Genomic DNA, 24,787 nt, shown 5'->3' with positions numbered 1-24,787 from the left:
ACGTTGAAGCCGATCCGGGTGCTGCTCGCCGACGACCAGCCCCTGCTGCGCAGCGGGTTCCGCATGGTGCTCGGCGCCGAGCCCGACCTGGACATCGTGGGCGAGGCGGCCGACGGCGCGGAGGCGGTGGACCTGGCCCGGCGCCTGCTGCCCGACGTGGTGCTGATGGACGTGCGCATGCCGCGCCGCGACGGGGTGGCCGCGACCCGCGACATCACCGTGGCGAAGCTACCCGTGCGGGTGCTCATCCTGACCACGTTCGACCTGGACGACTACGTGGTGGGCGCGCTGCGCGCCGGGGCCAGCGGCTTCCTGGCCAAGGACGTGCCCGCCGACGAGCTGGTGGCGGCGATCCGCACGGTGGCCGCGGGCGAGGCCGTGGTCGCGCCGCGCATCCTGCGAAGGCTGCTGGACCGCTTCGCCGGGCTGCTGCCCGACCCGGAGGCGACGGTGCCGCACTCGCTGAGCACGCTGACCGAGCGCGAGCGCGAGGTGCTGGTGCACGTGGCCCGGGGCCTGTCCAATGCGGAGATCGCGCGGGCGCTGACGGTGAGCGAGACCACGGTCAAGACGCACGTCGGGCACGTGCTGACCAAGCTGGGCCTGCGCGACCGGGTGCAGGCGGTGGTGCTGGCGTACGAGACGGGCCTGGTACGACCCGGCTCTCCTACCTGAGGAGGAGAGCGGCGCGGGCAAGACCGTCCCAGGGTCTGAGGGAGGGCTGGACACGCGCTGACAGCCTGTGGGGCATGACTTCTCAGGTTTCCGACGCGCCCGCCGCGGGCGCCGGCGCCGCCGCCCGCGCCGCCGATCTCTGGAAGGTGTACGGCTCGGGCGAGGCACAGGTGATCGCGCTGCGCGGCGTGAACGTCGAGCTCGAACGCGGCCGCTTCACCGCCATCATGGGCCCCTCCGGCAGCGGCAAGTCCACCCTCATGCACTGCCTGGCCGGGCTGGACACGGCCACCCGGGGCCAGATCTCCGTCGGCGACACGGCGCTGACCGGCCTGGACGACGGCGGGCTCACCCGGCTGCGCCGGGAGAAGGTCGGCTTCATCTTCCAGCAGTTCAACCTGCTGCCGACGCTGACCGCCGAGGAGAACATCCTGCTGCCGCTGGCCATCGCCGGGCGCAAACCGGACCCGGAGTGGTACCGGACGGTCATCACCACGGTCGGGCTCGCCGACCGGCTGACCCACCGCCCCAGCCAGCTCTCCGGCGGCCAGCAGCAGCGTGTCGCCTGCGCCCGCGCGCTGGTGTCCCGCCCCGAGGTGATCTTCGCCGACGAGCCGACCGGCAACCTGGACAGCCGCTCCGGCGCGGAGATCCTGAACTTCCTGCGCCGCAGCGTCACCGAGCACGGCCAGACCATCGTCATGGTCACCCACGACGCCAACGCCGCCAGCCACGCCGACCGGGTCATCTTCCTGGCCGACGGGCAGATCGTCGACGAGCTGACCGCCCCCACGGCGGACGCGGTGCTGGACCGGATCAAGCGCCTGGACGCCGCCCCGGTCGCGGGGGCCGCCGAATGATCAAGGCCAGCCTGCGCGGGCTGCTGCAGCGCAAGCTGCGGCTGTCGCTCGCGCTCATCGCCATCGTGCTGTCGGTGGGCTTCCTCGCCGGCAGCCTGGTGCTCTCCGACACCCTCAACGCCCGGTTCGGGTCGCTGTTCAGCACCATCAACGCCAACGTCGCAGTGGTGGTGCAGCCCAAGGACCCGCAGGCGGTGGACCCCGTCCGGCTGACCGACGACCAGCTGCGCACCCTGTCCGAGGTCGACGGCGTACGGGCGGTGTCGCCCGACGTCAGCGCGCAGGGCGTGATCCCGTTCCGGTCCGACGACGGCGAGCCGGTCAGCGCCGACGCCATGCTGGGCTTCGGCGTGGACGGCAAGGACGACCCGCTGGGCCTGGTCGAGCTGCGGGAGGGCAGCTGGCCGCAGGCCGCCGACGAGGTCACCGTCACCGCGTACACGGCCGAGCTGGCCCGGGTGAAGCGCGGCGACTCGCTGAAGGTGTACGTGCCCGTGCTCAACGAGCCGCGCACGTTCAAGGTGGTCGGCGTGGCCGGCTACTCCGGCGGCCGGGACAGCCTGGCCGGCGAGTCGGTGGTCATGTTCCAGCAGGCGTACGCGCAGGAGACGTTCTACGGCGCGACCGGCCGCTACGCCGGGGCGTCGTTCGCCGCCGACGAGGGCGTCAGCGACACCGTGCTCAAGCAGCGCATCGCCGAGAAGCTGCCGTCCGGGTTCAAGGCGCTGACCGGCGAGGAGAGCAGCGAGGAGCAGTCGGCCCAGATCGGGGTCGTGTTCGACTTCATCAAGTACATCCTGATCGGGTTCGCGGTGCTCGCGGCCGTGGTGGGCGTGTTCCTGATCTTCAACACGTTCAACATCATCGTCGCGCAGCGCACCCGTGAGCTGGCGCTGCTGCGCGCGCTGGGCGCGAGCTGGGGCCAGGTCGCCGGGTCCGTGCTGCTGGAGGCGCTGGTGGTCAGCGTGCTCGGCGCCACGCTGGGCCTGGCCATCGGCGCCGGGCTCGGCGCGTGGGTGGAGCACATGCTGATCGGCGAGTTCGAGCTGCCCAGCGCGGGCATCATCGTCAAGCCGATCACGGTGGTGCTGGCGTACGCGCTGGGTGTGCTGGTGACGCTGATCGCGGCGTTCGTGCCCGCCGTACGCGCCTCGTCGGTGCCGCCGGTGGCCGCGATGCGCGACGTGGTGCGCCCGGACAAGTCGCTGGTCGCGCTGTCGGTCGTGGGCGCGGTGCTGGCCGTGCCCGGCCTGGCGCTGGTGCTGACCGGCGCGCTGGCCGACATGGGCGGCACCGCGTTCCTGGTGCTGCTGGCGGGGGCGGTGCTGCTGTTCGTGGGCACCCTGCTGCTGTCGCCGCTGCTGGCCCGCCCGCTGGTGCGCGGGCTGGGCGCGCTGATCGGCCGCGGCTCGGCCGGGAAGCTGGGCGTACGCAACGCGGTGCGCAACCCGCGCCGCACCGCCGTCACCGCCGCCGCGATCATCATCGGCGTCACCGTGATCGGCACCGCCGCGACCGTGGTCCAGTCCTTCAAGACCAGCCTGGAGGACATCATGGGCGACAGCATCGGGGTCGAGGTGATGATCCAGGCGAGCGTCACCGCGGCGCCCGACGGCCGCCAGGGCTTCAACCCGAAGGCGCTGGACCAGGTGCGCGCCATCCCCGGCGTCAAGGAGGCCGCGGCGTGGCACTTCGACGCGCTCAACGTGAGCGTGGCGAACCAGCCGTCCGCTTTCGGCATCTTCGCCACCGACGTCGGCCAGGCCTCGCGGATGTTCCCGATGGACGCCGTCGACGGCTCGATCCGCACCCTGGCCGCGCAGGAGCTGGTGGTCGACGACAACACCGCCGAAACGCTCAAGCTCAAGGCCGGTGACCGCACGCCGGTGGTGATCGGCGGGGTGACCCGCGACTACACCGTGGTCGGGGTCTACAAGACCACGCCGATCATCCTGGGCATCCTGGTCGGCCTGCCCGCGGTCGAGGACTTCCCCGGCCCGCTGGCGTTCCAGGGTTTCGTGTCGCTGAACGAGGGCGTGGACGCGGCGCCGGTGGTGGCCCAGATCGAGAAGATCATGAAGGACTACCCGGGGGTCCAGGTCGGCGACCGGCAGTCCTACGTGGAGCAGGCCACGGCCTCCTACGACCTGCTGCTGACGGCGGTCGAGTGGCTGCTGATCGTGGCGCTGGTCATCGCGGTGCTGGGCATCCTCAACACGCTGCTGCTCAGCATCGTGGAGCGGACCCGCGAGCTGGGCCTGGTGCGCGCGGTCGGGCTCAGCCGGGGCGGGCTGGTCTGGATGGTGACCGTCGAGTCGGTGCTGATCACCGTCTTCGGCGTCGCCCTCGGGCTGGCTCTCGGGGTCGGTCTCGGGGCCGCGTTCACCAAGGCGCTGATCACCATCGAGTTCGCCTCCGTGATCGCGATCCCGTGGCTGGACCTGCTGCAGTACCTCGCGATCGCGGTCGTGGCCGGCATCGCCGCGGCGGTGCTCCCGGCCCGCATCGCGGCCCGGCTCAACGTGCTGGAGGCCATCTCGTACGAGTGAGCGCCCGTCCGGGTCAGGGGCGACCCTGACCCGGACGTGGGGCCTTTCCCCGCGTCGTGAACCGGGGAGGGTTCACCCCACGGGTCGAGGGATGCGGCTCTTTCCGCCGCGACGATGAGTACACCGGCCGGTCCGGACGCCCCCGCCTTGGCGTCCAGGCCGGCCGGTCCATGTCATCCGGCCGAGGAAGGACCCCATGACTCCAGCAGCAGCCCCGCCCCTGACCCGCCAGCGGGTGGAGACCGCCGCCGCCCGCGCCACCGGCCTGTGGAAGGTGTACGGCACCGGCGAGGCGCAGGTCATCGCGCTGCGCGGCGTCGACGTCGAGCTCGAACGTGGCCGCTTCACCGCCATCATGGGCCCGTCCGGCTCGGGCAAGTCCACCCTGATGCACTGCCTGGCCGGGCTCGACGCGGTCAGCCGCGGGCAGGTGCACGTCGGTGACACCGAGCTGACCGGCCTGAACGACGCCGGCCTGACCCGGCTGCGCCGCGAGAAGATCGGCTTCATCTTCCAGCAGTTCAACCTGCTGCCGACGCTCACCGCGGAGGAGAACATCCTGCTGCCGCTGGCGATCGCCGGGCGCAAGCCGGATCAGCAGTGGTTCCGCACCGTGATCGACACCGTGGGCCTCGGCGACCGGCTCGGGCACCGCCCCAGCCAGCTCTCCGGCGGCCAGCAGCAGCGCGTCGCCTGCGCCCGCGCGCTGGTGTCGCGCCCCGAGGTCATCTTCGCCGACGAGCCGACCGGCAACCTGGACAGCCGCTCCGGCGCCGAGGTGCTCGGCTTCCTGCGGCGCAGCGTGACGGAGTACGGCCAGACCATCGTCATGGTCACCCACGACGCCAACGCGGCCGCGTACGCCGACCGGGTCGTCTTCCTCGCCGACGGGCAGCTCGTCGCCGAGCTGACCCAGCCCACCCCGGAGTCGGTGCTGGACACCCTCAAGAGCCTGGACCGCGTCGCGCCCGCCGGGGCGGAGCACTGATGCTGCGCGCCACCGTGAAGAGCCTGCTCGCCCGCAAGCTGCGCCTGGTCCTGTCGGGCCTGGCCGTGCTGCTGGGCGTGATGTTCGTGTCCGGCTCGTTCGTGCTGACCGACGCGCTGGGCCGCTCGTTCGACAACATGTTCTCCTCGGCGATGGCCGAGACCGACGTGCTGGTCGCCGCCGACCCGGCGATCGACGTGTCGGAGCTGGAGGGCGAGGCCGTGCCGGGCCTGCTGCGCAGCGCCGACCGCGACACCGTCGCCGCCGTGCCGGGCGTGGCCGGGGTCGTCGGCGAGGTGCAGGCCGACGGCGCCCGCGTCATCGGCGCCGACGGCAAGGTCGTCACCTCGTTCGGCCCGCCGCGCTTCGGCGCCAACTGGACCGGCGAGACCGGCGGCCTGGAACTGCGCGAGGGCCGCGGCCCGAGCGCCGACGACGAGATCGCCATCAACGTGACCCTGGCCGAGCTGTCCAAGCTCAAGGTCGGCGACCGAGTAGGCGTGCTCACCACCAAGCCCAAGCAGATGTTCACCCTGGTCGGCGTCTTCGGCTACGAGGGCGGCCTGCCCGGCCGCGGCCCGGTGCACGAGGTCCGGTTCACCGAGCCCGTCGCGCAGGAGCTGATGCTCGGCACGCCCGGGGCGTACACCAGCCTCAGCGTCACCGCCGCGCCCGGCACCGACCCCGCCGCCCTGCGCGACGCGATCCGCGGCGCGCTCGGCGACGGCTACCAGGTGCAGACCGGCGCGGAGGCCGCCGCGGCGATCGCGGACGGGTTCAAGGAGGCGCTGTCCTTCTTCAACAACATCCTGCTCGGCTTCGCCGGGGTGGCGCTGTTCGTCGGCACGTTCCTCATCCTGAACACCTTCTCGATCATCGTGGCGCAGCGGACCAAGGAGCTGGCGCTGAGCCGGGCCCTGGGCGCGAGCCGCCGCCAGGTCATCGGCTCGGTCATGGTGGAGGCGCTGGTCATCGGCCTCGTCGCCGCCGTGCTGGGCCTGGCCGCGGGCGTCGGCGTCGGCGCGCTGCTGGCCGAGGTCGCGGCGAGCTTCAGCAGCCTGGTGCTGGCCGGCATCGGCCTGCCGCTCGCCGCCGTGATCAGCGCGTTCGTGGTCGGTATCGGCGTCACGATGATCGCCGCGCTGCTGCCCGCGGTGCGGGCGTCCCGGGTGCCCCCGGTCGCCGCGCTGCAGGAGGTGGCCACCCCGGACCGGCCGCTCACCAAGCTCACCGTCAGCGGCACCGTGCTCGGCGCGCTGGGCACCGGCGCGATCGCGTACGGCCTGGCCACCGACGGCGACGCGGTGCTGTGGCTGCTGCTGGGCGGGGTGCTGGCCGCGTTCGTCGGGGTGGCGCTGCTCAGCCCGGCGCTGGCCCGCCCCGCGGTGTCCGTGCTCGGGCGGCTGTTCTCCTGGTCGGTGCCGGGCAAGCTGGGGCGGCTCAACTCCGGCCGCAACCCGCGCCGCACCGCGATCACCGCCGCCGCGCTGATGGTCGGCGTCGCGCTGATCACCGGCGTGAACACCATCATCACCTCGGCCGACCGCAGCCTGCGCGGCGACGCCACGGACGCCTTCCAGGCCGACCTGATCATCTCGGGGCAGGGCTCGCCGGGCATGCTGCCCACCTTCGACGAGGCGCTGCTGCCCAAGATGCGCGAGCTGGCCGGGGTGCGCTCGGTCGCGGCCGAGTACAACGAGCAGGCCGTCATCGACGGGGAGCCGCGGATGGCCACGGCGGTCACCGACCTGCCCACCGTCGTGCAGGACTTCTCGCTGGTCGCCGCGGCCGGGGTGCTGTCCCAGCCGGCGCCGGGCGAGGTCGTGGTCGGCGAGTCGTACGCGGCCGACTCCGGGCTCGCCGTCGGCGACACCGTCACCGCACGGCTGCCCCGGGGCGAGCCCACCACGTTCCGGATCATCGGCATGTACCAGGCGACCCCGTTCTACGGCGGGTTCATCTTCGGGCCCGACATCGTGCCCGGGATGCGCACCCCGGCGCCGTCCTTCGCGTACGTCCGGCTCGCCGACGGCGCGGACGCGGCGGCCGCCCGCAAGGGCCTGGAGGCGCTGCTGGTGGACAGCCCCGAGATGCTGGTCGAGGACACCGGCCAGTTCCTGGACCGTGAGCTGGGCGAGAGCGCCCAGCTGCTGCTGATGATCCAGGTGCTGCTGGGTCTGGCCATCCTCATCGCGGTGCTGGGCGTCATCAACACCCTGGCCCTGTCGGTCCTGGAGCGCACCCGCGAGCTGGGCCTGCTCCGCGCCATCGGCCTCAGCCGCGCCGCGACCATGCGCATGGTCACCGTGGAGGCCGTGGTGATCACGGTCTTCGGCGCACTGCTCGGCGTCGCCGTCGGCATCGGCCTCGGCGCCGCCGTGGTCCAGGGCCTGGCCGACGAGGGCCTCAAGGAACTCGCCATCCCGTGGTCCCAGGTAGGCGTCTACCTCGTCCTCGGCGCCCTGGTCGGCGTCCTCGCCGCGGTCCTCCCCGCCACCCGAGCCGCCCGCATCAACGTCCTGTCCGCCATCGCCCACGACTAAGGAAGGGCACCTTCTTAACGCTCTGCGTAGAGGAAGGTGCCCTTCTTAACGCCTCCCCGTCCTAAGTGCCCGACGCCCTGGTGCGGCGTCGGGCACTGGCGTGCGGCGCGGGCGTGCCGGTGGCTGCGGAGGGCCGATGCGTGTGCCCCGTGTCGTCTCCGGCAGCCGACCCGGATTGCCAACAAGTCTTTGCAAAGATATGTTGGCGGTCATGAAGGACGACGCCTCCTCCTCCATCTCCCTCGATCCCCGCACCCTGCGCGGCCTCGCCCACCCCGTACGCGTGCAGATGCTCGGCCTGCTCCGCGAGCGCGGCCCGTCCACGGCCACCCTGCTCGCCGCGCAACTGGGCCTGTCCAGCGCCGCGACCAGCTACCACCTGCGCCAGCTCGCGCAGCACGGCTTCATCGTCGAGGACACCGAGCGCGGCAACGCCCGCGAGCGCTGGTGGCGCGCGGCGCACCGGCGCACCACGGTCAGCGACGTCGCACCGGAGTCCTACGGCGACTTCGAGATCTACCTGCGCGCCGTGACGACCCAGTACGCCGCCCGCGTCGACCGTGCCATCAGCGAGTACGCCACCCGCCCCGAGCCGTGGGTCCACGTCGGCACGTTCAGCGACTGGTCGCGGCGGCTCACGCCGGAGGAGACGACCGCGATGCAGGACGAGCTGATCGAGGTGATCAACCGCTACCGCCGGGACGAGCCGGAGGTCCCCGCCCCCGGCGGCGCCGCCCGGGTCGTGGTGCAGCTGCAGGTCATGCCGTTCCCGCAGGATGCGTCGTGAAGGCGCTGGCCGGGCTGCTGACCGCGGGCACGATCTCGGTCATCGGCAGCCGGATGACGTTCCTGGCCATCCCGTGGCTGGTGCTGGTCACCACGGGCAGCCCGACGAAGATGGGCGTCGCGGCGGCGGCGGAGATGCTGCCGTACGTGCTCGCCGGTCCGCTCGGCGCGCCGCTGGTGGACCGGATCGGCCCGCGCCGGGTGTCGATCGCCGCCGACCTCGCGAGCGTCGCGGTCATGGCGGCCGTCGCGTTCGGCCAGGCGGGCGGCTTCGCCCTGCTGGTCGCGCTGCTGGTGCTCGCCGGGGTGCTGCGCGGGCTCGGCGACTGCGCCAAGCGCGTGCTGCTCCCGGCCACGATCCGCGCGTCCGGCGTGGACATGACCCGCGCGACCTCGGTGTACGACGGCCTGAACCGGCTCGCCAGCCTGCTCGCCGCCGGCCTGGGCGGCATCCTCATCGCCTGGCTGGGCGCCCGCCAGGCGGTCCTGCTGGACGCGGCGACCTTCGCCGTGTGCGCCGCACTAGTGGCCGCACTCGTCCCCGCGAACCGGGCCGCGAGCACGACGCAGGCCGGCGCAGACGAGGCGACAGCGCCGGCAACGGTACGGGAGCCGTACTGGCAGGCGCTCCGCGGCGGGTTCGCCTACCTGCGCGGCGACCGGCTGCTGATCGGCATCCTGTCGCTGCTGTTCGTGACGAACCTGGTGGACCAGGCCAACGCGGTGGTCTTCATCCCGCTGTGGGTGAACGACGTGCTGCACTCGCCGGTGGCGCTGGGCTGGGTGCACGCCGCGTTCTCGCTCGGCGCGGTGCTCGGCAACATCGTCTTCACCACGCTGGCGCCGCGGGCGCCCCGCTACGCCGTGTTCACGCTCGGCTTCCTCATCGGCGGCGCGCCCCGGATGGCCGTGATGGCGCTCGCCGGTGACCTGGTGCCGGTGCTCGCGGCGGTGTTCGCGGCGGGCCTGGCGATGGCGGCGGTCAACCCGATCCTGTCGGCGGTCATGTTCGAGCGGGTGCCCACCGCGCTCCAGGCCCGCGTCGTGAGCCTGTCCGGCGCGGTCGGCTACGCGGGCATCCCACTGGGCGGCCTGCTCGGCGGCTGGGCCGTACAGGGCCTGGACCTGACCGCCACACTACTGATCTTCGGCGCGTTCTACCTGGCCGCGACCCTGCTGCCGGTCCTCTTCCGCCGCACCTGGTGCGAGATGGACCGCCGCCCCGCCCCGGACCCGGTCCGCGAGCCCGAACCGGCCGCGGCCGCCGCCTGATCCCGCCCTGCCTCCGGCCGTTAAGAAGGGCACCTTCTACTACGGAAAGCGTTAAGAAGGTGCCCTTCCTTGCGTCGGTGCATCGTTGGGGTGACTTGGGTGTCAGACATCCGTCGGTGTGGCCGGGACGCCGGAGACAGTGGCTGTAATCGATGTATGATCCCCGCTGCGGAAAGCGCCTTCGCGCGACGGTCCCCCTCGCCCGCCACCCTGGGCAGCACGCTCGCGGCGCTCGGCCGGCGACAGCCGGTCGTGTTCGACGAGCTGATGAACGCGCCCCTGATCCTGCGGCACCGGGACGTGTCAGCCGCGCTGCGCGACACGGCCACGTTCAGCACCGCGTTCTACGGCATGGGCCCGATGAGCGAGGCGATGATCGCGCTCGACGGCGCGCCGCACCACCGGCTGCGCCGCGTGCACAACCGCTTCTTCAGCGCCGCCGCCAGCGCGAAGTACGCCGCGGCGGTGGTGCCGATCGCCCGGCGCACGTTCGGCCCGCTCGCGGCGAGCGCCGAGGTGGAGCTGGTCGAGGCGAGCATCGCCCGCTACCCGATGGAGGTGTTCCTGGCGCTGCTCGGCATCCCGGACGAGCTGGGCGATCAGGGGCTGGCGTGGGTACGCGCGATCATCACCTGGCTCGGCTCGCCGATGGACGAGGCCGCGGCCGCACCGGGCCTGGCGGCGTACGCGCAGCTGAGCGAGTACACCGCCGCGCTGGTGCGGCAGGAGCACGACCAGCACCGCGACAACATGCTGGGCGAGATCATCCGGGCGTTCGAGGCCGAGGGGGCGTACTCGGCCGAGGCGGTGACCACCGCGGTGGTGAGCCTGCTGCTGGGCGGCTTCGAGACCACCATCCAGATGATGTCGGCGACGGTGTCCGCGCTGCTGCTCAACCCGGACGCGCTCGCGCGGGTGCGGACGGACGGCGGCCTGGCCGAGGCCGCGATCGAGGAGGCGTTCCGCTGGGCCAACCCGACTGCCGGGCTCTACCGCCTGGTCACCCGGGACACCGAGGTCGCCGGGCACGCCCTGCCGGCCGGGAGCCTGGCCTACGTCTGCATCGCGGCGGCGCACTTCGACGCGGACGCCTACCCCGAGCCGGAGTCCTTCCGGCTGGACCGGCGCGAGCGTACCCACCTGGGCTTCGGGCTGGGGCCGCACTACTGCGTCGGCGCGCCGCTGGCCCGCATCGAGGTCGCCGCGGCGCTGACCGCCCTGCTCGACGCCTGCCCCGGCCTGCGCCTGGACCCGGACGCGCAGCTCAGCTTCCACTACGGCGCCCGCGGCTTCGTCCAGCACGGCACCGAGGCCCTGCCGATCCTGACCTGACCCGGCCCGACCACTCATGAGCGGGCCGACCGCGTGACCGCGTGCCTGTCAACCCAGGTTGACGCCGCCCCCGTTTGTCAACTACGGTTGACAACACGGTGGGCGTGATCCGTTTTTGTGGACGCCTGCTGCTGCCAGGACGACACCGCGCGTCCACAAAAACAGATCTTGGAGGGGGCCGTGCACGACGTCGACGTGGTGGTGGCCGGGGGTGGGCCGACCGGACTGCTGCTCGCCGCAGAGCTGCGGCTGGCCGGGGTGGACGTGCTGGTCCTGGAGCAGCGGGCCGAGCCCGATCCGGTGCCGCGCGCCAACGGCCTGGTCGGCCAGGTGGTCGAGGTGATGTACCACCGGGGCCTCTACCGCGCCCTGGCCCGCCACGACCGCGGACCGGCCGCGGCGCTGCGGCGCCGGCTCACCGGCGCGTACGGCAGCCGCCCCCGCCCGATCCGCGCGTTCTCGTACGCCGGGTTCCGGCTGGACCTGCGCCGGGTCCGCCCCAACCCGCTGCAGGTGCTCGCCGTGCCGCAGCTGCACATGGAGCACGTGTTCGCCCGGCACGCGAGCGGGCTCGGCGCCGACATCCGCCGCGGGCACACGCTGACCGGTCTGGCCCAGGACACCGCGGGCGTGACCGTCGACGTCACCGGTCCGGACGGGTCCTACCGGATCCGGGCGCGCTACCTCGTCGGCTGCGACGGGTCGCACAGCACGGTCCGCAAGGCCGCCGGGATCGGCTTCCCCGGCGAGACCAGCCGCGACCTGGTGATCCGGATGGCGCACGTGGTGCTGCCCCGGTCCGCGCGCACGGCCGGCGGCGCGCTGCGTGCGGGCGGTGCCGTGTACCGGCCCTACCAGCTGCACCGCACGCCGCGCGGAGCGTTCACGTTGGCCTCGTTCATCCCCGGGGTGCACGTGGTCAGCACGCACGAGTGGGACGCCGCGGTGCCGAGCGGGGACAGCCCGGTCACCCTCGCGGAGGTGCGGGAGAGCCTGTGGCGGGTGGCCGGTGCCGACATCCCCGTGCTGGCGCCGCCCGAGGGACGGCCGTGGATCCTGCGCAGGCTGACCGGCCGCAACAGCCGCGTCGCCGAGCCGTACCGGGCGGGCCGGGTGTTCGTCGCGGGCGACGCCGCGCACGTGTTCGCCGGGTTCGGCGGGTCCAATCTCAACCTCGGCCTGCAGGACGCGGTGAACCTGGCCTGGGAGCTCGCCGCGGTGCTGCGCGGCGACGTGCCCCCCGCCCTGCTCGACACCTACCAGGCCGAACGGGCTCCGCTGGCCCGTCGGGCGCTGGCCCGCACGGCCGAGCAGGCCGCCCTGATGGCACCCGGCGCCGAGGTGACCGCGCGGCGGGAGGCGCTGGCCGTGCGCCTGCGCGAGCCGGAGTTCCGGCGGGAGATCGCCGCGGGCCTTGCCGGTGCCGACACGGCGTACGACCTGGGCGGCGGCCACCCGCTCGTGGGGCGGCTGGTCCCCGATCTGCGTCTGGTCGTCGGCGGCCGGCGCACCCGCCTGGCCGCCCTGCTGCGCGATGCCCGCCCCCTGCTGCTCGACCTCACCGGGGAGGCCGCCGCACCTCACGCCGGGGCCGCCGCGCCGTGGCGGGACCGGGTGACCGTCGTCGCGGCCCGGTCGCACGACCGGAACGCTCCCCCGGCGCTCCTGATCCGCCCCGACGGCTACGTCGCCTGGGCCGCCTCCGCCCCCGGCGACCCCGCCGGCCTCCCGGAGGCCCTCACCCGCTGGTTCGGCGCACCCCGCTGACCGCCCATCCGAAATCGTCCCCCACGCCCCACAAGATCGCTCAACCTGCCTGGCACATGGGCGTATGCGCGCTCAAGATACGCCCATGTGCCAGGCAAGTCGGACGATCAAGCCGGATGATCCCGGCGGGCCGGGTCAGCGGCGCAGCACGGAGTAGACGTCCTCCGGGGTGAGGATGCCGAGCGCGGTGCCGCCGTCGTGCACGGCGACCCAGCCTGTGTCGCCCTCCAGCAGCGCGGCGAGCGCGTCCCGCAGCGAGCCCCCGAGCGGCACCGACGGCGCCTGCGCGGCCGAGACGTGGCCGTCCGGCAGCGGGCGCAGGCCCTCGCGCGGGATCGGGGTCACCGCGAGCAGCTTGATGCCGCGGTCGGACCCGACGAACTCGGCCACGAAGTCGTTGGCCGGGCGCGACAGCAGCACCGCGGGCGGGGCGAACTGCTCCAGCCTCCCGCCCTCGGACAGCACCACGATCCGGTCGCCGAGGCGCACCGCCTCGTCCACGTCGTGCGTCACGAACACGATCGTCTTGCGCACCGTCTGCTGCAGCCGCAGGAACTCGTCCTGCAGCCGCCCGCGCACGATCGGGTCCACCGCGGAGAACGGCTCGTCCATCAGCAGCACCACCGGGTCGGCGGCCAGCGCGCGGGCCACCCCGACCCGCTGGCGCTGCCCGCCGGACAGCTCGTGCGGGTAGCGGGCCGCGTACCGCGCCGGGTCCAGCCCGACCAGGTCGAGCAGCTCGGCGGTGCGCTCGGCGACGCGCTGCTTCGGCCAGCCGAGCAGCTTCGGCACGGTGGCCACGTTGTCGCGCACGGTCTGGTGCGGGAACAGGCCGACGTTCTGGATGACGTACCCGATGCGGCGGCGCAGCCCGATCGGGTCCACCGCGGTGATCTCGTCATCGCCGAGCCACATCCGGCCCGCGGACGGCTCGATCAGCCGGTTGATCATGCGCAGGATGGTGGACTTGCCGCAGCCGGACGGGCCGACCAGCACTGTCAGCTCCCCGGCGGGCAGCTCCAGGCTCAGCTCACGGACGGCGACGGTGCCGTCGTCGTACTGCTTGCGGACACCCTCCAGCCGGATCGACACCGCGGCGGTACGGTTCACCTATGCCCTCCAAGGTCAGCTACGCCGTGTCCGGCTGGGCCGTCGCGGGCGACGATCCACGTAATCCCTGGTTCTCCTGGAGCTACGTCAGCCAGAACACCGACACCCTGCTCGCCGCGCTGCGCGAACACCTGCTGTTGACCTTAGCCGCCGTCGTGGTGGCCACGGTGCTCGCGATCCCGCTGGCCGTGCTGGCGTACCGGTTCGGCACGCTGACCGGGCCGATCCTGGGCTTCACCGGTGTGCTCTACACCATCCCGTCGCTGGCCCTGTTCGCGTTCCTCGCCCCGTTCACCGGCATCACCCCGGTGACGGTGCTGATCGGACTCATCCTGTACGCGCTGCTCACCATCGTGCGCAACACGCTGACCGGCCTGCGCCAGGTGCCCGCCGAGGTGCTGGACGCGGCCCGGGGCATGGGCTACGGCCGCGGCGCCCTGCTGTGGCGCATCGAGCTGCCGCTGGCCATGCCCGGCATCATGACCGGCCTGCGCATCGCGACGGTCTCCACCGTGGCGCTGGTCACCGTCGGCGAGATCGTCGGCTTCGGCGGCCTCGGCAACCTGATCATCGGCGGCTTCAACACCAACTTCTACCGCCCCCAGATCATGACCGCCACCCTCCTCTGCGTAGCCCTCGCCCTGGTCCTCGACCTCGCCCTCCTCCTCCTCACCCGCCTCGTCACCCCCTGGACCCGCCGGAGGACCGCATGACCCCGACCGTGGCGCAGTTTCGGGGAAACTGCACGAAAGAGCGGCCGCCATCCCGCGGTTTCCCCGAAACTGCAACCACGCGGCGGGCGGGGGGCGCGGCATGAGCGGGATCGACGACGCGGTGGTATGGCTGAACGACCCGCTGAACTGGACCAATCCGGATGGGATCCTCGCGCGGACCGGGGAGCATCTGTGGATCTCGGCGGCGGCGGTGGCGCTCGGGTGCGCGGTGGCCTGGCCGCTGGGCATCTGGCTGGGGCACGCCGGGCGGGGCGGGCCGGCCGTGGTGACGGTGACCAACCTGAGCCGGGCGATCCCGACGGTGGCGCTGCTGACCATCTTCCCGCTGACCGCGATCGGCTTCGGCCAGCCCGCGATCATCCTGGCCCTGGCCCTGTTCGCGATCCCGCCGCTGCTGGCCAACGCGTACCTGGGCCTGCGTGAGGTGGACCCCGAGGTGCGCGACGCGGGCCGGGGCATGGGCCTGTCCGGCGGTCAGCTGCTGCGCAAGGTGGAGCTGCCGCTGGCGGTGCCGTACCTGGCCAACGGGTTCCGGATCGCGGCGGTGCAGGTGATCGCCACCGCGACGCTGGCCGCGTTCGTCAACGGCGGCGGCCTCGGCATGATCATCAGTCGCGGTTTCGGGCTGGGCATGAACGCGGGCGGCGGGCAGGTGCTGGCCGGCGGGCTGCTGGTCGCGGTGCTCTGCCTGGGTATGGAGGGGCTGCTCGCGCTCGCCGAGAAGGCGCTGCTGCCCAGGGCGCTGCGCCGGGGCGCGCACCGGCCGCCGGCCTCGGTCGCCGACGCGCTGCCGGGCGAGGCCTAGCCGTACCCCCTGGCAGCAGGCATGACCTCGATCACTTCGCGCCGGGCACGGGAACGCGTTGACCTGCGGATGTGAACAGTTTGCGAAATATCGGGCCGGGGTAGGTCGAGCACGGTTCACGAAATTTCACAAGGATGTCCCAGGTACCCGTTAAGAAGGCTGTTGAGCATTCTTCTGCCCGACGGAAGGCGAGACATAAAGATGGCAACGCACACCCGGAGGGCGTCCGTCCTCCTCCTGGCCGCTGTCAGCACGGCGGCGCTCGCGCTGGCCGGCTGCGGCCAGGCGGGCTCCTCCGGCACCGAGGCCCCGGCCACCGTTTCCGGCGCGGGCTGCGCGCCCGTGGCCGGCGACCAGCTGGTGGTCCTCGAGGACGACAAGCACCTGCAGAACGCCGACAACGTCATCGCGGTCGCCAACGCCAAGGCCGCCTCCCCCGCGCTGCTGGCCGCGGTCGACAAGGTCGCCGCCGCCCTGGACACCCCGAAGCTGGTCGCGCTGAACAAGGCCGTCGAGGTGGACCGCAAGACCTCGCAGGTCGCGGCACAGGACTTCGCCGCGCAGGCGGGCCTGACCAGCGGCCTGTCCGGCGGCAACGGGCCGGTCACGGTCGGCGCGGCCAACTTCCCGGAGAGCCGCACCCTGGCCGAGCTCTACAAGATCGCGCTGAACGCCGCGGGCTTCAAGGCCACCGTGCAGACCACCGGCAACCGCGAGCTGTACGAGGCGGCCCTGGAGCGCGGCGAGCTGACCGTGTTCCCCGAGTACGCCGCGACGCTCACCGAGTTCCTCAACCAGAAGCAGAACGGCAAGGACGCCGCGCCGAAGGCGACCGGTGACATCGACGCGACCGTCACCGCCCTGAAGGAGCTGGCGGCCAAGGCGGGCCTGACCGTCGGCACCCCGTCCAAGGCCGCCGACCAGAACGCGTACGCGGTGACCAAGGCGTTCGCGGACCAGCACCAGCTCAAGACGCTGTCGGACTTCGCCGCGAAGTGCTCCGGCACCGCCTCGATCCTGGCCGGCCCCGCCGAGTGCCCCGAGCGCCCGTTCTGCCAGCCCGGCCTGGACAAGACCTACGGCATCAAGTTCGGCAACTTCCTGCAGGCCGACGCCGGCGGCGCCCAGACCAAGACCGCGCTGACCACCGGCAAGGCCACCCTGGGCACCGTCTTCTCCTCCGACGGCACCCTCGTCCCCAACCCCTGACCCACCCACCGGCCCCGGGCCCGGCGCACCCGCGCCGGGCCCCTCTTTCCTGTGTCGATCATGAACTTATGGGCGTGTTCGACGGCGTGTCGGCACCCCTAACTTCATGATCGATCTGGGTCAGGTGAACCGGAACAGGCGCAGGGACGGATCCAGGCGCCGGGGTGGAGCAGTGAGCCGGTGCACCCCGACCGAGAAGAGCACATCGTCCGGGGCATGGAAGGCCCGCTCCGCGAAGCCGGCCTCGGCGAACCAGGATCGGATCGCCGGAGTCAGGTCGGGGGCACGCCGGGTGCGGGTCCAGACGACCGTCGCGTTCGGGGCGCACAGCTGCGGCAGCGCGGTGACGGTGCCGCGTACGTCGTCGTCGCTGATGTTGCCCAGCACGCCCGCGAGCAGCACCAGGTCGGCGGGGACCGCGTCGGCGTACGCCGCCGTGGCTCCCGCGTCGCCGCACACCACCGTCACGTCCGCGCCGGTGCCGGCCGCCAGCTCCCGGGCCACGGCGGCGTTACGCGGATCGAACTCGATCAGCGTGGCCCGCACCCGCCCCGCGTCGGCCCGCCCGGCGAGCACGCCGAGCAGGTCCCGCCCCTGACCGGCACACGCGCTGACCACCGTGAGGGTGGGCTCCGGGTGCTCGTCGAGCCACGCCGCGACGTGCCGCTGGACCAGGCGCAGCCGTTGCGACAGGGGCGACTCCGGGTCCGCGTACGGCTGATGCCAGTCGTGCCAGTCCTTGATCCCCGCCATCGGCTCAGGCTGCCAGAACGGGACGCGCAGCGGGGGCATGCCCGAGTCGTCCCGGCCGTACCGATCAGGCATGATCAGCGTTCCCCCGCCGCCGTGAGGAGCCACCCGGTGTTCGACCGCCTGACTTCCCGATGCCGCCGCACCGGCCTGCACGTCGTGACGACCCGCCGGCTGTGGGTGATCAGCGCACGCCTGGCCGACCTGGCCCAGCACGGCGCGATCGGCGGCGACGACGAGGCGCTTCACTGGCAGGGCTGGACCCCGGAGGACGTCGGCCCGCTGCCGGACGGCCCGGCCGTCGCGCCGCCGTCGGACCATACCGACGTGGTGACGCCCCTGCTCGACCTGCTGCTCTTCACCGCCGTCGAGCGCCGCACCCGGATCGCGGTCGCGTCGGTCAACATCAGCCGCAACCCCGAGGGCCATCACCTCGTCGGCGGCAACGTCCGCGCCGGCTTCCGCAACAGGGGGTACGGGCGGGAGGCGCTGACCGCCGCGTGCGAGCTGGCCCACCGCCATTTCGGCATCACCACGCTGTACGCCGGCTGCGAGGTGAGCAACGTGGCCAGCCGCGGCTGGCTCGCCGCCTGCGGGTTCACCACGGACGGGCAGGCGGGCGCGCTGACGCTGCCGAACGGCCGCGAGATCGAGTCCCTGTGGTGGTGGCGCACCGACCGCCGGGCCCGGGTGCGCTGCCCGCACCTGCACACCACCCGCCTGCCCGCCGACAGCGGCCTCCCCCGGCCCCTCTCCCCCACCGGCGGCTTCCCCACCCTCGGTCCACCGTCCCCGCGCACCGAGGCCCAGACTCGTTGATCATGAAGTTGTGGTCGCGACACACCGTCGAACACGGCCATAAGTTCATGATCAACGCAGTGCCGGCGGGCAGGCGGGCGGGCAGCGGCGGCGGCGGGGGCGGGGGCGGGGGTGGTGGTCAGTGGGGGAAGGCGGCGGTGGTGAGGGTGGCGAGGGTGGCGCCGGTGAGGGTGGTGAGGAGGGTCAGGCCGGTCATCGGGGAGAGCTTGACGGCGTGGGGGATGCCGATGACGCGGGCGCCGGCGGCGAGGGCGCTGGCGACGCCGGTCGGTGAGTCCTCGATGGCGATGCAGTCGGTGGGGTCGACGCCGAGCAGCTTGGCGGCGCGCTGGTACGGGTCGGGGTGCGGCTTGGTGAAGGCGACCTCGTCGCCGCAGACGACGGCGTCGAAGTTGTGCCGGCCGAGGGTGTCCAGGGCGACGTCCACGCACTGCCGGCTGGTGGAGGTGACCAGCGCCGTGGGCAGGCCCGCGGCGCGCACCTCGTGCAGCAGCTCACGGGCGCCGGGGCGCCAGACCAGGTCGGTGGCGAACAGCCCGGTAACCCGGTCGGTGATCCAGCGGGCGCTGGCGGCGGCCTCCCGCCAGGGCTGGCCGATGCTGTCGTGGAACAGCACCATCGACTCGTCGACCGAGCGCCCGACCATGGCCAGCCGGGCCTCGACGGAGATCGCTGAACCGTACGCGTGGGCCAGCTCCTCGATCGCGATGTCCCACAGCGGCTCGCTGTCGAAGAGGGTCCCGTCCATGTCGAAGAGCACTGCCGCTGGAGTCACTTCAGAATGATCCCGCGCGGGCGGCCCCGTCGCAGGTCACCGTGGCTGACATCACGTCGCGCGCCGGTGGTCTCGCCGATGCGGCAGCGGAGGCTCGCGGCGAATACTGCGGCCATGACGGTCCAGATCTACGACATCATGGCCTGCAACGTGTACTGGGACTTCGACGACTCCCTCGGCCTGCCCCGTGAGCAGCACAAGTTCCTGGTCTCGTTCCACCCGTCCGAGACGCCCGTGCCCGATCTGGTGGACCGGATCGTCGCGCGCGGGCCGGGCGGCTACGAGGCCGTGTTCACCAATCAGATGTTCACCAACGCCAACCGCGACGGCTGGATCTACGACCCGTCGCTGAACTACCACTGGTACATGCTCAACGTGCCGACCGGCTTCCTGCCCGAGGGCACGTACACCATCGAGGTCGTCACCAAGGACGGGCAGGTGCTCAGCCGCTCGCGGGAGCAGCGCGACGCGCCGTCGCGGGCGATCGTGGACAGCTACCTGGCGCTCAAGGACCGGCTGGCGTACACCCTGACCAGCTGGACCACCCTCGCGGAGCTGGGCGGCCCGGACGCGTACTACGTGTACCGGCTGGCGAAGGCGCGCTCGCTGCGCGAGTTCGACACGCAGCGGCTGCTGTGGTGGGACAACATCTACATCCGGCGCGCCCGCGGCGTCGAGCCGCAGGCGGGGCTGAACAAGGGCGCGGTGGACCTGCCGATCGAGCTGACGCCTGGTGAGGGCTATGGCGTGTTCGTCGAGATCACCGACGGAAATGTGCAGAGCGAGGCGAACATCTGCATCTTCCAGCCACATAGGTTCCTGGTCGCGTGAGTGTCGGGGGCGGTGACTAACGTGTCGTCGTCCCCTCCACCGCGAGAGCGAGGCCCTTCCCCCATGGCCGTTGAGACCACCTACCTCGAGCTGTCCGAAACAGACGGCGGCGCGCACAAGTTCTACGAGGTCATCGTCGACGACACCGAGATGACCATCCGGTATGGGCGCATCGGCGACGCCGGTGCCACGACGAAGACCACGTTCGCCGACCACGACAAGGCGCGCGCCGCCGCGGCCAAGAAGATCGGCGAGAAGGTGCGCAAGGGGTATGCGCCCGCCGTGCAGGGCCAGCGGGCGAAGCGCGCGGTGTCGCGCCGTGCCATCGTCAGCACCCGGTCCACCGCGAAGACCGCGCCGGTGCTGTGGCGCTACCGCTCGGGCACGTCCGCGTTCGGCATCTTCGTCGACAGCAAGGTGTGCATGGTCGGCAACGAGGCCGGTGTGATCACCACGCTGTCCCACAACGCCGAGGTGCAGCAGCAGTTCAAGCTGCCCGACGGCGTCAAGTGCATCGTCGCCGACGACGCCTGGCTCTACGCCGGCTGCGACGACGGCAACGTGTACGACCTGTCCGGCAAGGTGCCCCGCCTGGCGTACCGGATCGCGCCCGACATCGACATCTACTGGCTGGACATCCACGACGGCATCCTCGGCGTGTCCGACGCGGGCGGGGGCGTCGCCGCGATCGACCACGAGGACGAGTTCCTGTGGCGGCGCAAGAGCGCCGGCTCGTCCGGCTGGATGGTCCGCTGCGACGCCGACGCCGTGCACCACGGCCACTCCGGCGGCGTGACCAGCTACGACTGGCGCACCGGCGAGCAGCGCTGGCACCAGAAGACCGGCGCGGTGCTGTTCGGCTGGCAGGAGAGCACCACGCTGTACGCGGGCACCGCGACCCGCGAGGTCGTCGAGTTCGGCAAGGACGGCTCGGCCCGGCGCACCTATCGCGCCGACGCGGCCGTGTTCTCCTGCGCGACCAGCCCCGACGGGCAGTACGTGTTCGCCGGTGACAACAGCTCCTCGGTGTACTGCTTCGACAGCTCCGGCAACCGGCTGTGGAAGCTCGGCACCGGCTGCGGCTCGGCGTACTCGATGCAGTACCACGATGAGCGCCTCTACATCGTGACCACGGACGGCTCGCTGGCCTGCATCGACGCCACCGAGGCCGCGATCCGCGCCGCCGAGCAGGGCACCGTGCCCGAGGTCGTCGACGTGAAGGCCCCGCGGATGGAGGCCGTGGCCGCGTCCACCACCGTCGAGATCGTCACCGCCGACGCGGGCGACGGCATCATCCTGGAGTGCTACGAGGACGGCGGCCGCCTGCGCGTACGCGTCGTCTCCGAGGGCTACCAGCGCTCCTGGCAGGTCCAGTTCCCGAAGAACATCCGCGAGTCGGGCGCCCGCTACGTCGTCTCCGAGGTCCGCGAGTCCGCCCGCGGCGGCTTCTACCGCGCCTTCGGCGAAATCCGCCGCCTCGCCTGAAAGGAAGGGCACCTTCTTAACGCTATGCGTAAAAGAAGGTGCCCTTCTTAACGCCTCCCTGGTCACGGGGCACACCGGATCTCCACGGTTCCGCCACCGGTGCCGCGCCGAGCCCGCCTAGGCTCGCGGGATGCCGCTCTCCACCCGCACCACCCGCGTGATCGCCCTGGCCTCGGCCGCCGTGATCCTGGCGATCGCGCTCGCGCTGCGGGCGGCGTTCGACGGGCCGGTGGAGCAGCACTCCGGCACGGCCCTGTACGCGTCGATGGTGTACGCGGGCGGGTACGTCCTCTGGCCGCGGCTCAGCCCCCTGGCGGCGGGCGCGGTAGCGGTGGCGTTCTGCTGGCTGGTGGAGTGTTCCCAGCTCACCGGCGTGCCCGCGTACCTCTCCGGCCGCAGCCTGCTCGGCCGGCTCGCCCTCGGCGTCCAGTTCGACCCGCTCGACCTGCTCTGGTACCCCGTCGGCGTCCTGCCCCTGGCCGCCGCCCACTGGCTGCTGCGCCGCCGGGCGTACCCCCGCTCGGCAGTTTCGGGGAAAGTGCAGGCATGAAGCCGTCCCCGGCTGCGGTTTCCCTGAAACTGCGGCGCGGCACGCGCCGGAGACGGCGATGCCGGTGGCGGAACACCCTCCGCCACCGGCACCCGTCAGCAGGTCAGACCCGGCTGATCCGGACCGCGTCGGCGATGACGAGGCCCGTGCCGTTGGTCCACCGGCTCACGCCCACCTTGTTGGCGTCGCCCGCGGTGAGGTTGAAGGTGCCGAGCACCCGCCACTGCCCGCCGGTGGCCCGCTGGTCCACGTTCACGGACTGGTTGCCGCTGCTGGTCACGATGACGTACGGCGCGGAGCTGTTGTATCCCGGATCCGCCGGCCACCACGCCTCGACGCGGTAGTTGCCGGTCTCCGGGATGGCGAACTTGTACCAGGCGGCGTCGCTGGCCGCGACCGGCTCGGCGAACCGGTAGTTCTCGCCGAACCGCTGCCCCGAGTACGCCGAGCTGCCCCAGTTGGTGCTCGCCGTGAACCGCCCGGCCGTGGTGTTGTCCACCGTGGACGTCCAGCCCGGCGTCGGGTTCATGAGCCGCGCGACGTCCGCCCGCATCACGTTCAGGTCGATGAAGGAAGGGTCGATCTTGCCGGTGGTGCTGGTCTCGCGGTGCCCGCGGGCATAGCTGGAGTCGCGGCCGAGCTGTTTGAGCACGGCGGCGGTCGCCTTGAGCGAGGCGTTGTACTGCGCCGCCGTCATCTCCTGGTTGACGCCGTTGTAGTCGATCTCCCAGCCGATGAGCATCGTGTTGCCGTCACCGGCCGGGATGGGGCCGCTGGCGCGGGCGGTGCCCGCGTGGTTGCACCGGCCGGCCGAGATGACGTGGAAGACGCCGTTGTAGTCCACCAGCGCCTGGCACAGGGGACCAGCCAGGTCGGACCGGCCGTTGATGCACACGTTGAGCGCGGGGTGCGGGTTGCTGGCGCTGGAGGTGGCCGCGGTGTGGTGCCAGAGCACGCCGATCGGGCTGAAGGAGCCCGGACGGTACCGGTTGCGCCAGTCGCCGTGCTCGACGACGGAGACGCCGGCCGCCCGGAGAACGTCGGCCAGCCAGGGGATGTTCGCCATCACGCCTCCTGGATGACGTCGGCCGCGCACTCGGGCTCGGCGGCGGTCGCGGCGTGGGCGGGGCGGGCCACGAGGGCGACGGCGGCGGCGACCAGAGCCGGCACGCCGAGCAGCCTTCGGCGGCGGGCCTTGATCGAGCGGATTTTGGACACGGGACTCCCTGGGGGTGCGGAGGGACACGCTCGCGCACGCCCGGACCTGCGTGTTTGTCGTCGGCCGGGGCGCGTGACGGCACCATATATCGGCACACGCGTCTATGTCGATAGCTTGCGGCATGCCAGATACTTGCGAAGATTTCCTTCACAATCGGCCGCACGGACCCCTCCACCCCATATGGACGGAGGATCCCTGGTCACGGGTCCGCGGACAGCCGCCGACGACCGGCCGCGACGGTGACGACCGCGGCGCGACGGCACGGTGACGCATCGCCGCGATGGGACGGTGACGGCATGGCCGCAACGGGACGGTGACGGCATCGCCCCAACGGCACCGTTGCGCGGCGGATGAGGAGCGGGCGGCCGCACGCCGAGGAGCACCGAGACGGCCGGTCACACCGGCGAGCAGTTAAGAAGGGCACCTTCTTCTACGCATAGCGTTAAGAAGGTGCCCTTCCTTTCAGGCGCCCTTGCGGAGGCGGGCGGTGATGCGGCGGCCGGTCTCGGGGGTGACGGCGCGGTCGGTGGCTTCGCCGAGGGCGCGGGCGAGGTCGGCGAGGTGCAGGTCCACGGTGGACTCGACGAGTTCGGCGAGGCGGGCGGCGGTGCGGCGGGCACCGGCCCAGGCCACGAGCAGGGCGACGATGCCGGCGAGGGCGGCGGGCCACCAGAGGATGCCCAGGGCCAGGTAGAGCAGGCCCCAGCCGGCGAGCACGGCGGAGGAGTCCAGCTCGGCGCGGGCGGTGCGGACCTCGTGGCGGGCGTCGGCGGCGAGCAGCAGCCACAGCCGGGGCCAGGCCGCGCCCAGGTCGACGCCGTACTCGGCGTGCACGCGGGTGGCGACGGCGGCGAGCTGGTCGCCGAGCCAGGTGGGCCGCTGGGGTTCGGCGAGCGCGATGGCATTGCGGCGGCGGCCGAGCCGTTCGGCGGTGGGGGGAGCGGCCCCTGCGGCGAGGGCCTGCTCGAACCGCGCCTGCAGCGCGTTCCACCGGCGCCGGCGGCGCTCGGTGGCCAGCCGCACCGCACCGGGCAGGGGCCAGCGGCCCTCCCACCCGGCCAGCACCAGCACGGAGAGCAGGTGCGCGAGCACCCCGGCGGCCAGCGCCGCCAGCAGCACCAGGGCGATCGCCAGCGCGACGCCGGACGGGGTGGCGGCGAGTTCGTCCAGCGGGTTGGCGGCGAGGCCGCGCGCCAGACCGCCGACGTCGTCCCAGTCCCGCTGGCCCAGCACGGCCGCCACCACGGCGAGCCCGGTGAACAGCAGGCCGGGCAGGGCGAGCGCGGTGACCCAGCGCTCCCCCGCGCGGGCGCCGAGCAGGTTGAGCAGGCTGTCGGTCATCCGGGTCACCCTTCCGGCGGCAGGTCGGCGTCGAAGATCGCGCAGTGCGGGCGGGCCGCGCCGGGGCGGCGCGGCTCGCGGCGCTCGCAGGCCGCGCTCGGGCAGCGGAACAGGGTGGTGCCCGCCGTGCCCTGGCCGACGCCGGGCAGCGCGCCGTCGCCGCCGGGCGTGAACGGCCAGCCCCGCTCGCCGACGACGAGCGGGATGCCGAGGACGCGCAGCAGGTGTACGGCGTCGGCGAGCCAGGCCGCGTCGGCCCGCCCGGCGCGCACGGCATCGGTGAGCGCGCGCAGCGGGGCCGGATCATCCGCGGTGCGGGTGGTCAGGAAGCCGAGGTCGCGGCAGATCTTGGCGATCATCCGGGGCACGTCCTGGTCGGTCACCGGT

23 protein-coding genes are annotated in these 24,787 nt (G+C 72.7%); 16 read left to right on the top strand and 7 right to left on the bottom strand.

Features of this window, described 5'->3' with window-relative positions:
- Positions 1-3 precede the first annotated feature (3 nt).
- The 9 genes from Cba03nite_RS32885 (at position 4) to Cba03nite_RS32845 (ending at position 12,772) form a co-directional block, all read left to right on the top strand.
- Complete coding sequence (locus Cba03nite_RS32885) at positions 4-675, top strand: response regulator (RefSeq protein WP_275411634.1); 672 nt, start codon at positions 4-6, stop codon at positions 673-675.
- 74 nt (positions 676-749) lie between these two features.
- Complete coding sequence (locus tag Cba03nite_RS32880) at positions 750-1,535, top strand: ABC transporter ATP-binding protein (protein ID WP_203754866.1); 786 nt, start codon at positions 750-752, stop codon at positions 1,533-1,535.
- On the top strand, positions 1,532-4,084 hold the full coding sequence (locus Cba03nite_RS32875) for an ABC transporter permease (protein ID WP_203754864.1): 2,553 nt from the start codon (positions 1,532-1,534) through the stop codon (positions 4,082-4,084). The genes Cba03nite_RS32880 and Cba03nite_RS32875 overlap by 4 nt, the downstream gene beginning before the upstream one ends.
- A gap of 196 nt (positions 4,085-4,280) precedes the next feature.
- Positions 4,281-5,072, top strand: coding sequence for an ABC transporter ATP-binding protein (locus Cba03nite_RS32870; protein WP_203754862.1), 792 nt, complete (start codon positions 4,281-4,283; stop codon positions 5,070-5,072).
- On the top strand, positions 5,072-7,615 hold the full coding sequence (locus tag Cba03nite_RS32865) for an ABC transporter permease (RefSeq protein ID WP_203754860.1): 2,544 nt from the start codon (positions 5,072-5,074) through the stop codon (positions 7,613-7,615). Before Cba03nite_RS32870 ends, Cba03nite_RS32865 begins: the two co-directional genes overlap by 1 nt.
- A gap of 211 nt (positions 7,616-7,826) precedes the next feature.
- Positions 7,827-8,402, top strand: coding sequence for a helix-turn-helix domain-containing protein (locus tag Cba03nite_RS32860; RefSeq protein WP_203754858.1), 576 nt, complete (start codon positions 7,827-7,829; stop codon positions 8,400-8,402).
- Positions 8,399-9,673: an MFS transporter gene (locus tag Cba03nite_RS32855; protein ID WP_203754855.1), complete on the top strand. Its 1,275-nt coding sequence runs from the start codon at positions 8,399-8,401 to the stop codon at positions 9,671-9,673. The genes Cba03nite_RS32860 and Cba03nite_RS32855 overlap by 4 nt, the downstream gene beginning before the upstream one ends.
- Before the next feature lie 156 nt (positions 9,674-9,829).
- The gene (locus Cba03nite_RS32850; protein WP_203754852.1) at positions 9,830-11,005 is read left to right on the top strand and encodes a cytochrome P450; all 1,176 of its coding nucleotides are present in this window, start codon (positions 9,830-9,832) and stop codon (positions 11,003-11,005) included.
- A 180-nt stretch (positions 11,006-11,185) separates the two neighbouring features.
- The gene (locus Cba03nite_RS32845) at positions 11,186-12,772 is read left to right on the top strand and encodes an FAD-dependent monooxygenase (protein WP_203754849.1); all 1,587 of its coding nucleotides are present in this window, start codon (positions 11,186-11,188) and stop codon (positions 12,770-12,772) included.
- Between the two features lie 135 nt (positions 12,773-12,907).
- Here the strand turns inward: Cba03nite_RS32845 and Cba03nite_RS32840 are convergent, their stop codons facing one another.
- Positions 12,908-13,882, bottom strand: a complete 975-nt coding sequence (locus tag Cba03nite_RS32840; protein ID WP_203754846.1) for an ABC transporter ATP-binding protein — start codon at positions 13,880-13,882, stop codon at positions 12,908-12,910.
- Between the two features lie 2 nt (positions 13,883-13,884).
- On the opposite strand from Cba03nite_RS32840, the gene Cba03nite_RS32835 reads away from it, so the two are divergent.
- The 3 genes from Cba03nite_RS32835 to Cba03nite_RS32825 all read left to right on the top strand — a co-directional run bounded on the left by Cba03nite_RS32835 (position 13,885) and on the right by Cba03nite_RS32825 (position 16,630).
- Entirely contained in the window at positions 13,885-14,595 is a 711-nt protein-coding gene (locus Cba03nite_RS32835) for an ABC transporter permease (protein ID WP_203754836.1), read from the top strand.
- A 100-nt stretch (positions 14,596-14,695) separates the two neighbouring features.
- Entirely contained in the window at positions 14,696-15,421 is a 726-nt protein-coding gene (locus Cba03nite_RS32830; RefSeq protein WP_203754834.1) for an ABC transporter permease, read from the top strand.
- Positions 15,422-15,622: 201 nt separating this feature from the next.
- The gene (locus Cba03nite_RS32825) at positions 15,623-16,630 is read left to right on the top strand and encodes a glycine betaine ABC transporter substrate-binding protein (protein ID WP_203754832.1); all 1,008 of its coding nucleotides are present in this window, start codon (positions 15,623-15,625) and stop codon (positions 16,628-16,630) included.
- Positions 16,631-16,750: 120 nt separating this feature from the next.
- Here the strand turns inward: Cba03nite_RS32825 and Cba03nite_RS32820 are convergent, their stop codons facing one another.
- Positions 16,751-17,455 carry an SAM-dependent methyltransferase gene (locus Cba03nite_RS32820; RefSeq protein ID WP_239126188.1) on the bottom strand — a complete coding sequence of 235 codons (705 nt, stop codon included), beginning with the start codon at positions 17,453-17,455 and terminating at the stop codon, positions 16,751-16,753.
- Between the two features lie 36 nt (positions 17,456-17,491).
- Here Cba03nite_RS32820 and Cba03nite_RS32815 point away from each other — a divergent pair, with 36 nt between their 5' ends.
- Positions 17,492-18,199: a GNAT family N-acetyltransferase gene (locus tag Cba03nite_RS32815; protein WP_203754829.1), complete on the top strand. Its 708-nt coding sequence runs from the start codon at positions 17,492-17,494 to the stop codon at positions 18,197-18,199.
- Between the two features lie 118 nt (positions 18,200-18,317).
- Here the strand turns inward: Cba03nite_RS32815 and Cba03nite_RS32810 are convergent, their stop codons facing one another.
- Positions 18,318-18,959 carry an HAD family hydrolase gene (locus tag Cba03nite_RS32810; RefSeq protein WP_203755002.1) on the bottom strand — a complete coding sequence of 214 codons (642 nt, stop codon included), beginning with the start codon at positions 18,957-18,959 and terminating at the stop codon, positions 18,318-18,320.
- Between the two features lie 129 nt (positions 18,960-19,088).
- On the opposite strand from Cba03nite_RS32810, the gene Cba03nite_RS32805 reads away from it, so the two are divergent.
- From Cba03nite_RS32805 to Cba03nite_RS32795, 3 genes are all read left to right on the top strand, one after another.
- Complete coding sequence (locus tag Cba03nite_RS32805) at positions 19,089-19,805, top strand: hypothetical protein (protein WP_203754826.1); 717 nt, start codon at positions 19,089-19,091, stop codon at positions 19,803-19,805.
- 63 nt (positions 19,806-19,868) lie between these two features.
- Positions 19,869-21,290, top strand: coding sequence for a WGR domain-containing protein (locus Cba03nite_RS32800; RefSeq protein ID WP_203754823.1), 1,422 nt, complete (start codon positions 19,869-19,871; stop codon positions 21,288-21,290).
- A 130-nt stretch (positions 21,291-21,420) separates the two neighbouring features.
- The gene (locus tag Cba03nite_RS32795) at positions 21,421-21,840 is read left to right on the top strand and encodes a ribosomal maturation YjgA family protein (RefSeq protein ID WP_203754820.1); all 420 of its coding nucleotides are present in this window, start codon (positions 21,421-21,423) and stop codon (positions 21,838-21,840) included.
- Positions 21,841-21,943: 103 nt separating this feature from the next.
- On the opposite strand, the gene Cba03nite_RS32790 is transcribed toward Cba03nite_RS32795, so the two are convergent.
- From Cba03nite_RS32790 to Cba03nite_RS32775, 4 genes are all read right to left on the bottom strand, one after another.
- A complete protein-coding gene (locus tag Cba03nite_RS32790) occupies positions 21,944-22,906 on the bottom strand; it encodes a golvesin C-terminal-like domain-containing protein (protein WP_203754817.1) in 963 nt (320 codons plus the stop codon).
- Positions 22,906-23,058: a hypothetical protein gene (locus Cba03nite_RS32785; RefSeq protein ID WP_203754814.1), complete on the bottom strand. Its 153-nt coding sequence runs from the start codon at positions 23,056-23,058 to the stop codon at positions 22,906-22,908. The genes Cba03nite_RS32790 and Cba03nite_RS32785 overlap by 1 nt, the downstream gene beginning before the upstream one ends.
- 463 nt (positions 23,059-23,521) lie before the next feature.
- The gene (locus Cba03nite_RS32780; RefSeq protein WP_203754811.1) at positions 23,522-24,400 is read right to left on the bottom strand and encodes a hypothetical protein; all 879 of its coding nucleotides are present in this window, start codon (positions 24,398-24,400) and stop codon (positions 23,522-23,524) included.
- A 5-nt stretch (positions 24,401-24,405) separates the two neighbouring features.
- Complete coding sequence (locus tag Cba03nite_RS32775; RefSeq protein WP_203754809.1) at positions 24,406-24,783, bottom strand: hypothetical protein; 378 nt, start codon at positions 24,781-24,783, stop codon at positions 24,406-24,408.
- Positions 24,784-24,787 lie beyond the last annotated feature (4 nt).

The organism is Catellatospora bangladeshensis (assembly GCF_016862575.1).
GTDB lineage: Bacteria > Actinomycetota > Actinomycetes > Mycobacteriales > Micromonosporaceae > Catellatospora > Catellatospora bangladeshensis.
The sequence above is the reverse complement of the archived record's forward strand: the minus strand, read 5'-3'. Positions and strand labels throughout refer to the sequence as shown.

Excerpts from the sequence above, each read along its gene's own strand:
- Cba03nite_RS32865 (WP_203754860.1), top strand. The coding sequence starts at position 5,072 with ATGCTGCGCGCCACCGTGAAGAGCCTGCTCGCCCGCAAGCTGCGCCTG.
- Cba03nite_RS32795 (WP_203754820.1), top strand. The coding sequence starts at position 21,421 with ATGCCGCTCTCCACCCGCACCACCCGCGTGATCGCCCTGGCCTCGGCC.
- Cba03nite_RS32850 (WP_203754852.1), top strand. The coding sequence starts at position 9,830 with ATGATCCCCGCTGCGGAAAGCGCCTTCGCGCGACGGTCCCCCTCGCCC.
- Cba03nite_RS32880 (WP_203754866.1), top strand. The coding sequence starts at position 750 with ATGACTTCTCAGGTTTCCGACGCGCCCGCCGCGGGCGCCGGCGCCGCC.
- Cba03nite_RS32805 (WP_203754826.1), top strand. The coding sequence starts at position 19,089 with ATGACGGTCCAGATCTACGACATCATGGCCTGCAACGTGTACTGGGAC.
- Cba03nite_RS32860 (WP_203754858.1), top strand. The coding sequence starts at position 7,827 with ATGAAGGACGACGCCTCCTCCTCCATCTCCCTCGATCCCCGCACCCTG.
- Cba03nite_RS32875 (WP_203754864.1), top strand. The coding sequence starts at position 1,532 with ATGATCAAGGCCAGCCTGCGCGGGCTGCTGCAGCGCAAGCTGCGGCTG.
- Cba03nite_RS32870 (WP_203754862.1), top strand. The coding sequence starts at position 4,281 with ATGACTCCAGCAGCAGCCCCGCCCCTGACCCGCCAGCGGGTGGAGACC.
- Cba03nite_RS32830 (WP_203754834.1), top strand. The coding sequence starts at position 14,696 with ATGAGCGGGATCGACGACGCGGTGGTATGGCTGAACGACCCGCTGAAC.
- Cba03nite_RS32780 (WP_203754811.1), bottom strand. The coding sequence starts at position 24,400 with ATGACCGACAGCCTGCTCAACCTGCTCGGCGCCCGCGCGGGGGAGCGC.
- Cba03nite_RS32825 (WP_203754832.1), top strand. The coding sequence starts at position 15,623 with ATGGCAACGCACACCCGGAGGGCGTCCGTCCTCCTCCTGGCCGCTGTC.
- Cba03nite_RS32835 (WP_203754836.1), top strand. The coding sequence starts at position 13,885 with ATGCCCTCCAAGGTCAGCTACGCCGTGTCCGGCTGGGCCGTCGCGGGC.
- Cba03nite_RS32800 (WP_203754823.1), top strand. The coding sequence starts at position 19,869 with ATGGCCGTTGAGACCACCTACCTCGAGCTGTCCGAAACAGACGGCGGC.
- Cba03nite_RS32790 (WP_203754817.1), bottom strand. The coding sequence starts at position 22,906 with ATGGCGAACATCCCCTGGCTGGCCGACGTTCTCCGGGCGGCCGGCGTC.
- Cba03nite_RS32820 (WP_239126188.1), bottom strand. The coding sequence starts at position 17,455 with ATGCCTGATCGGTACGGCCGGGACGACTCGGGCATGCCCCCGCTGCGC.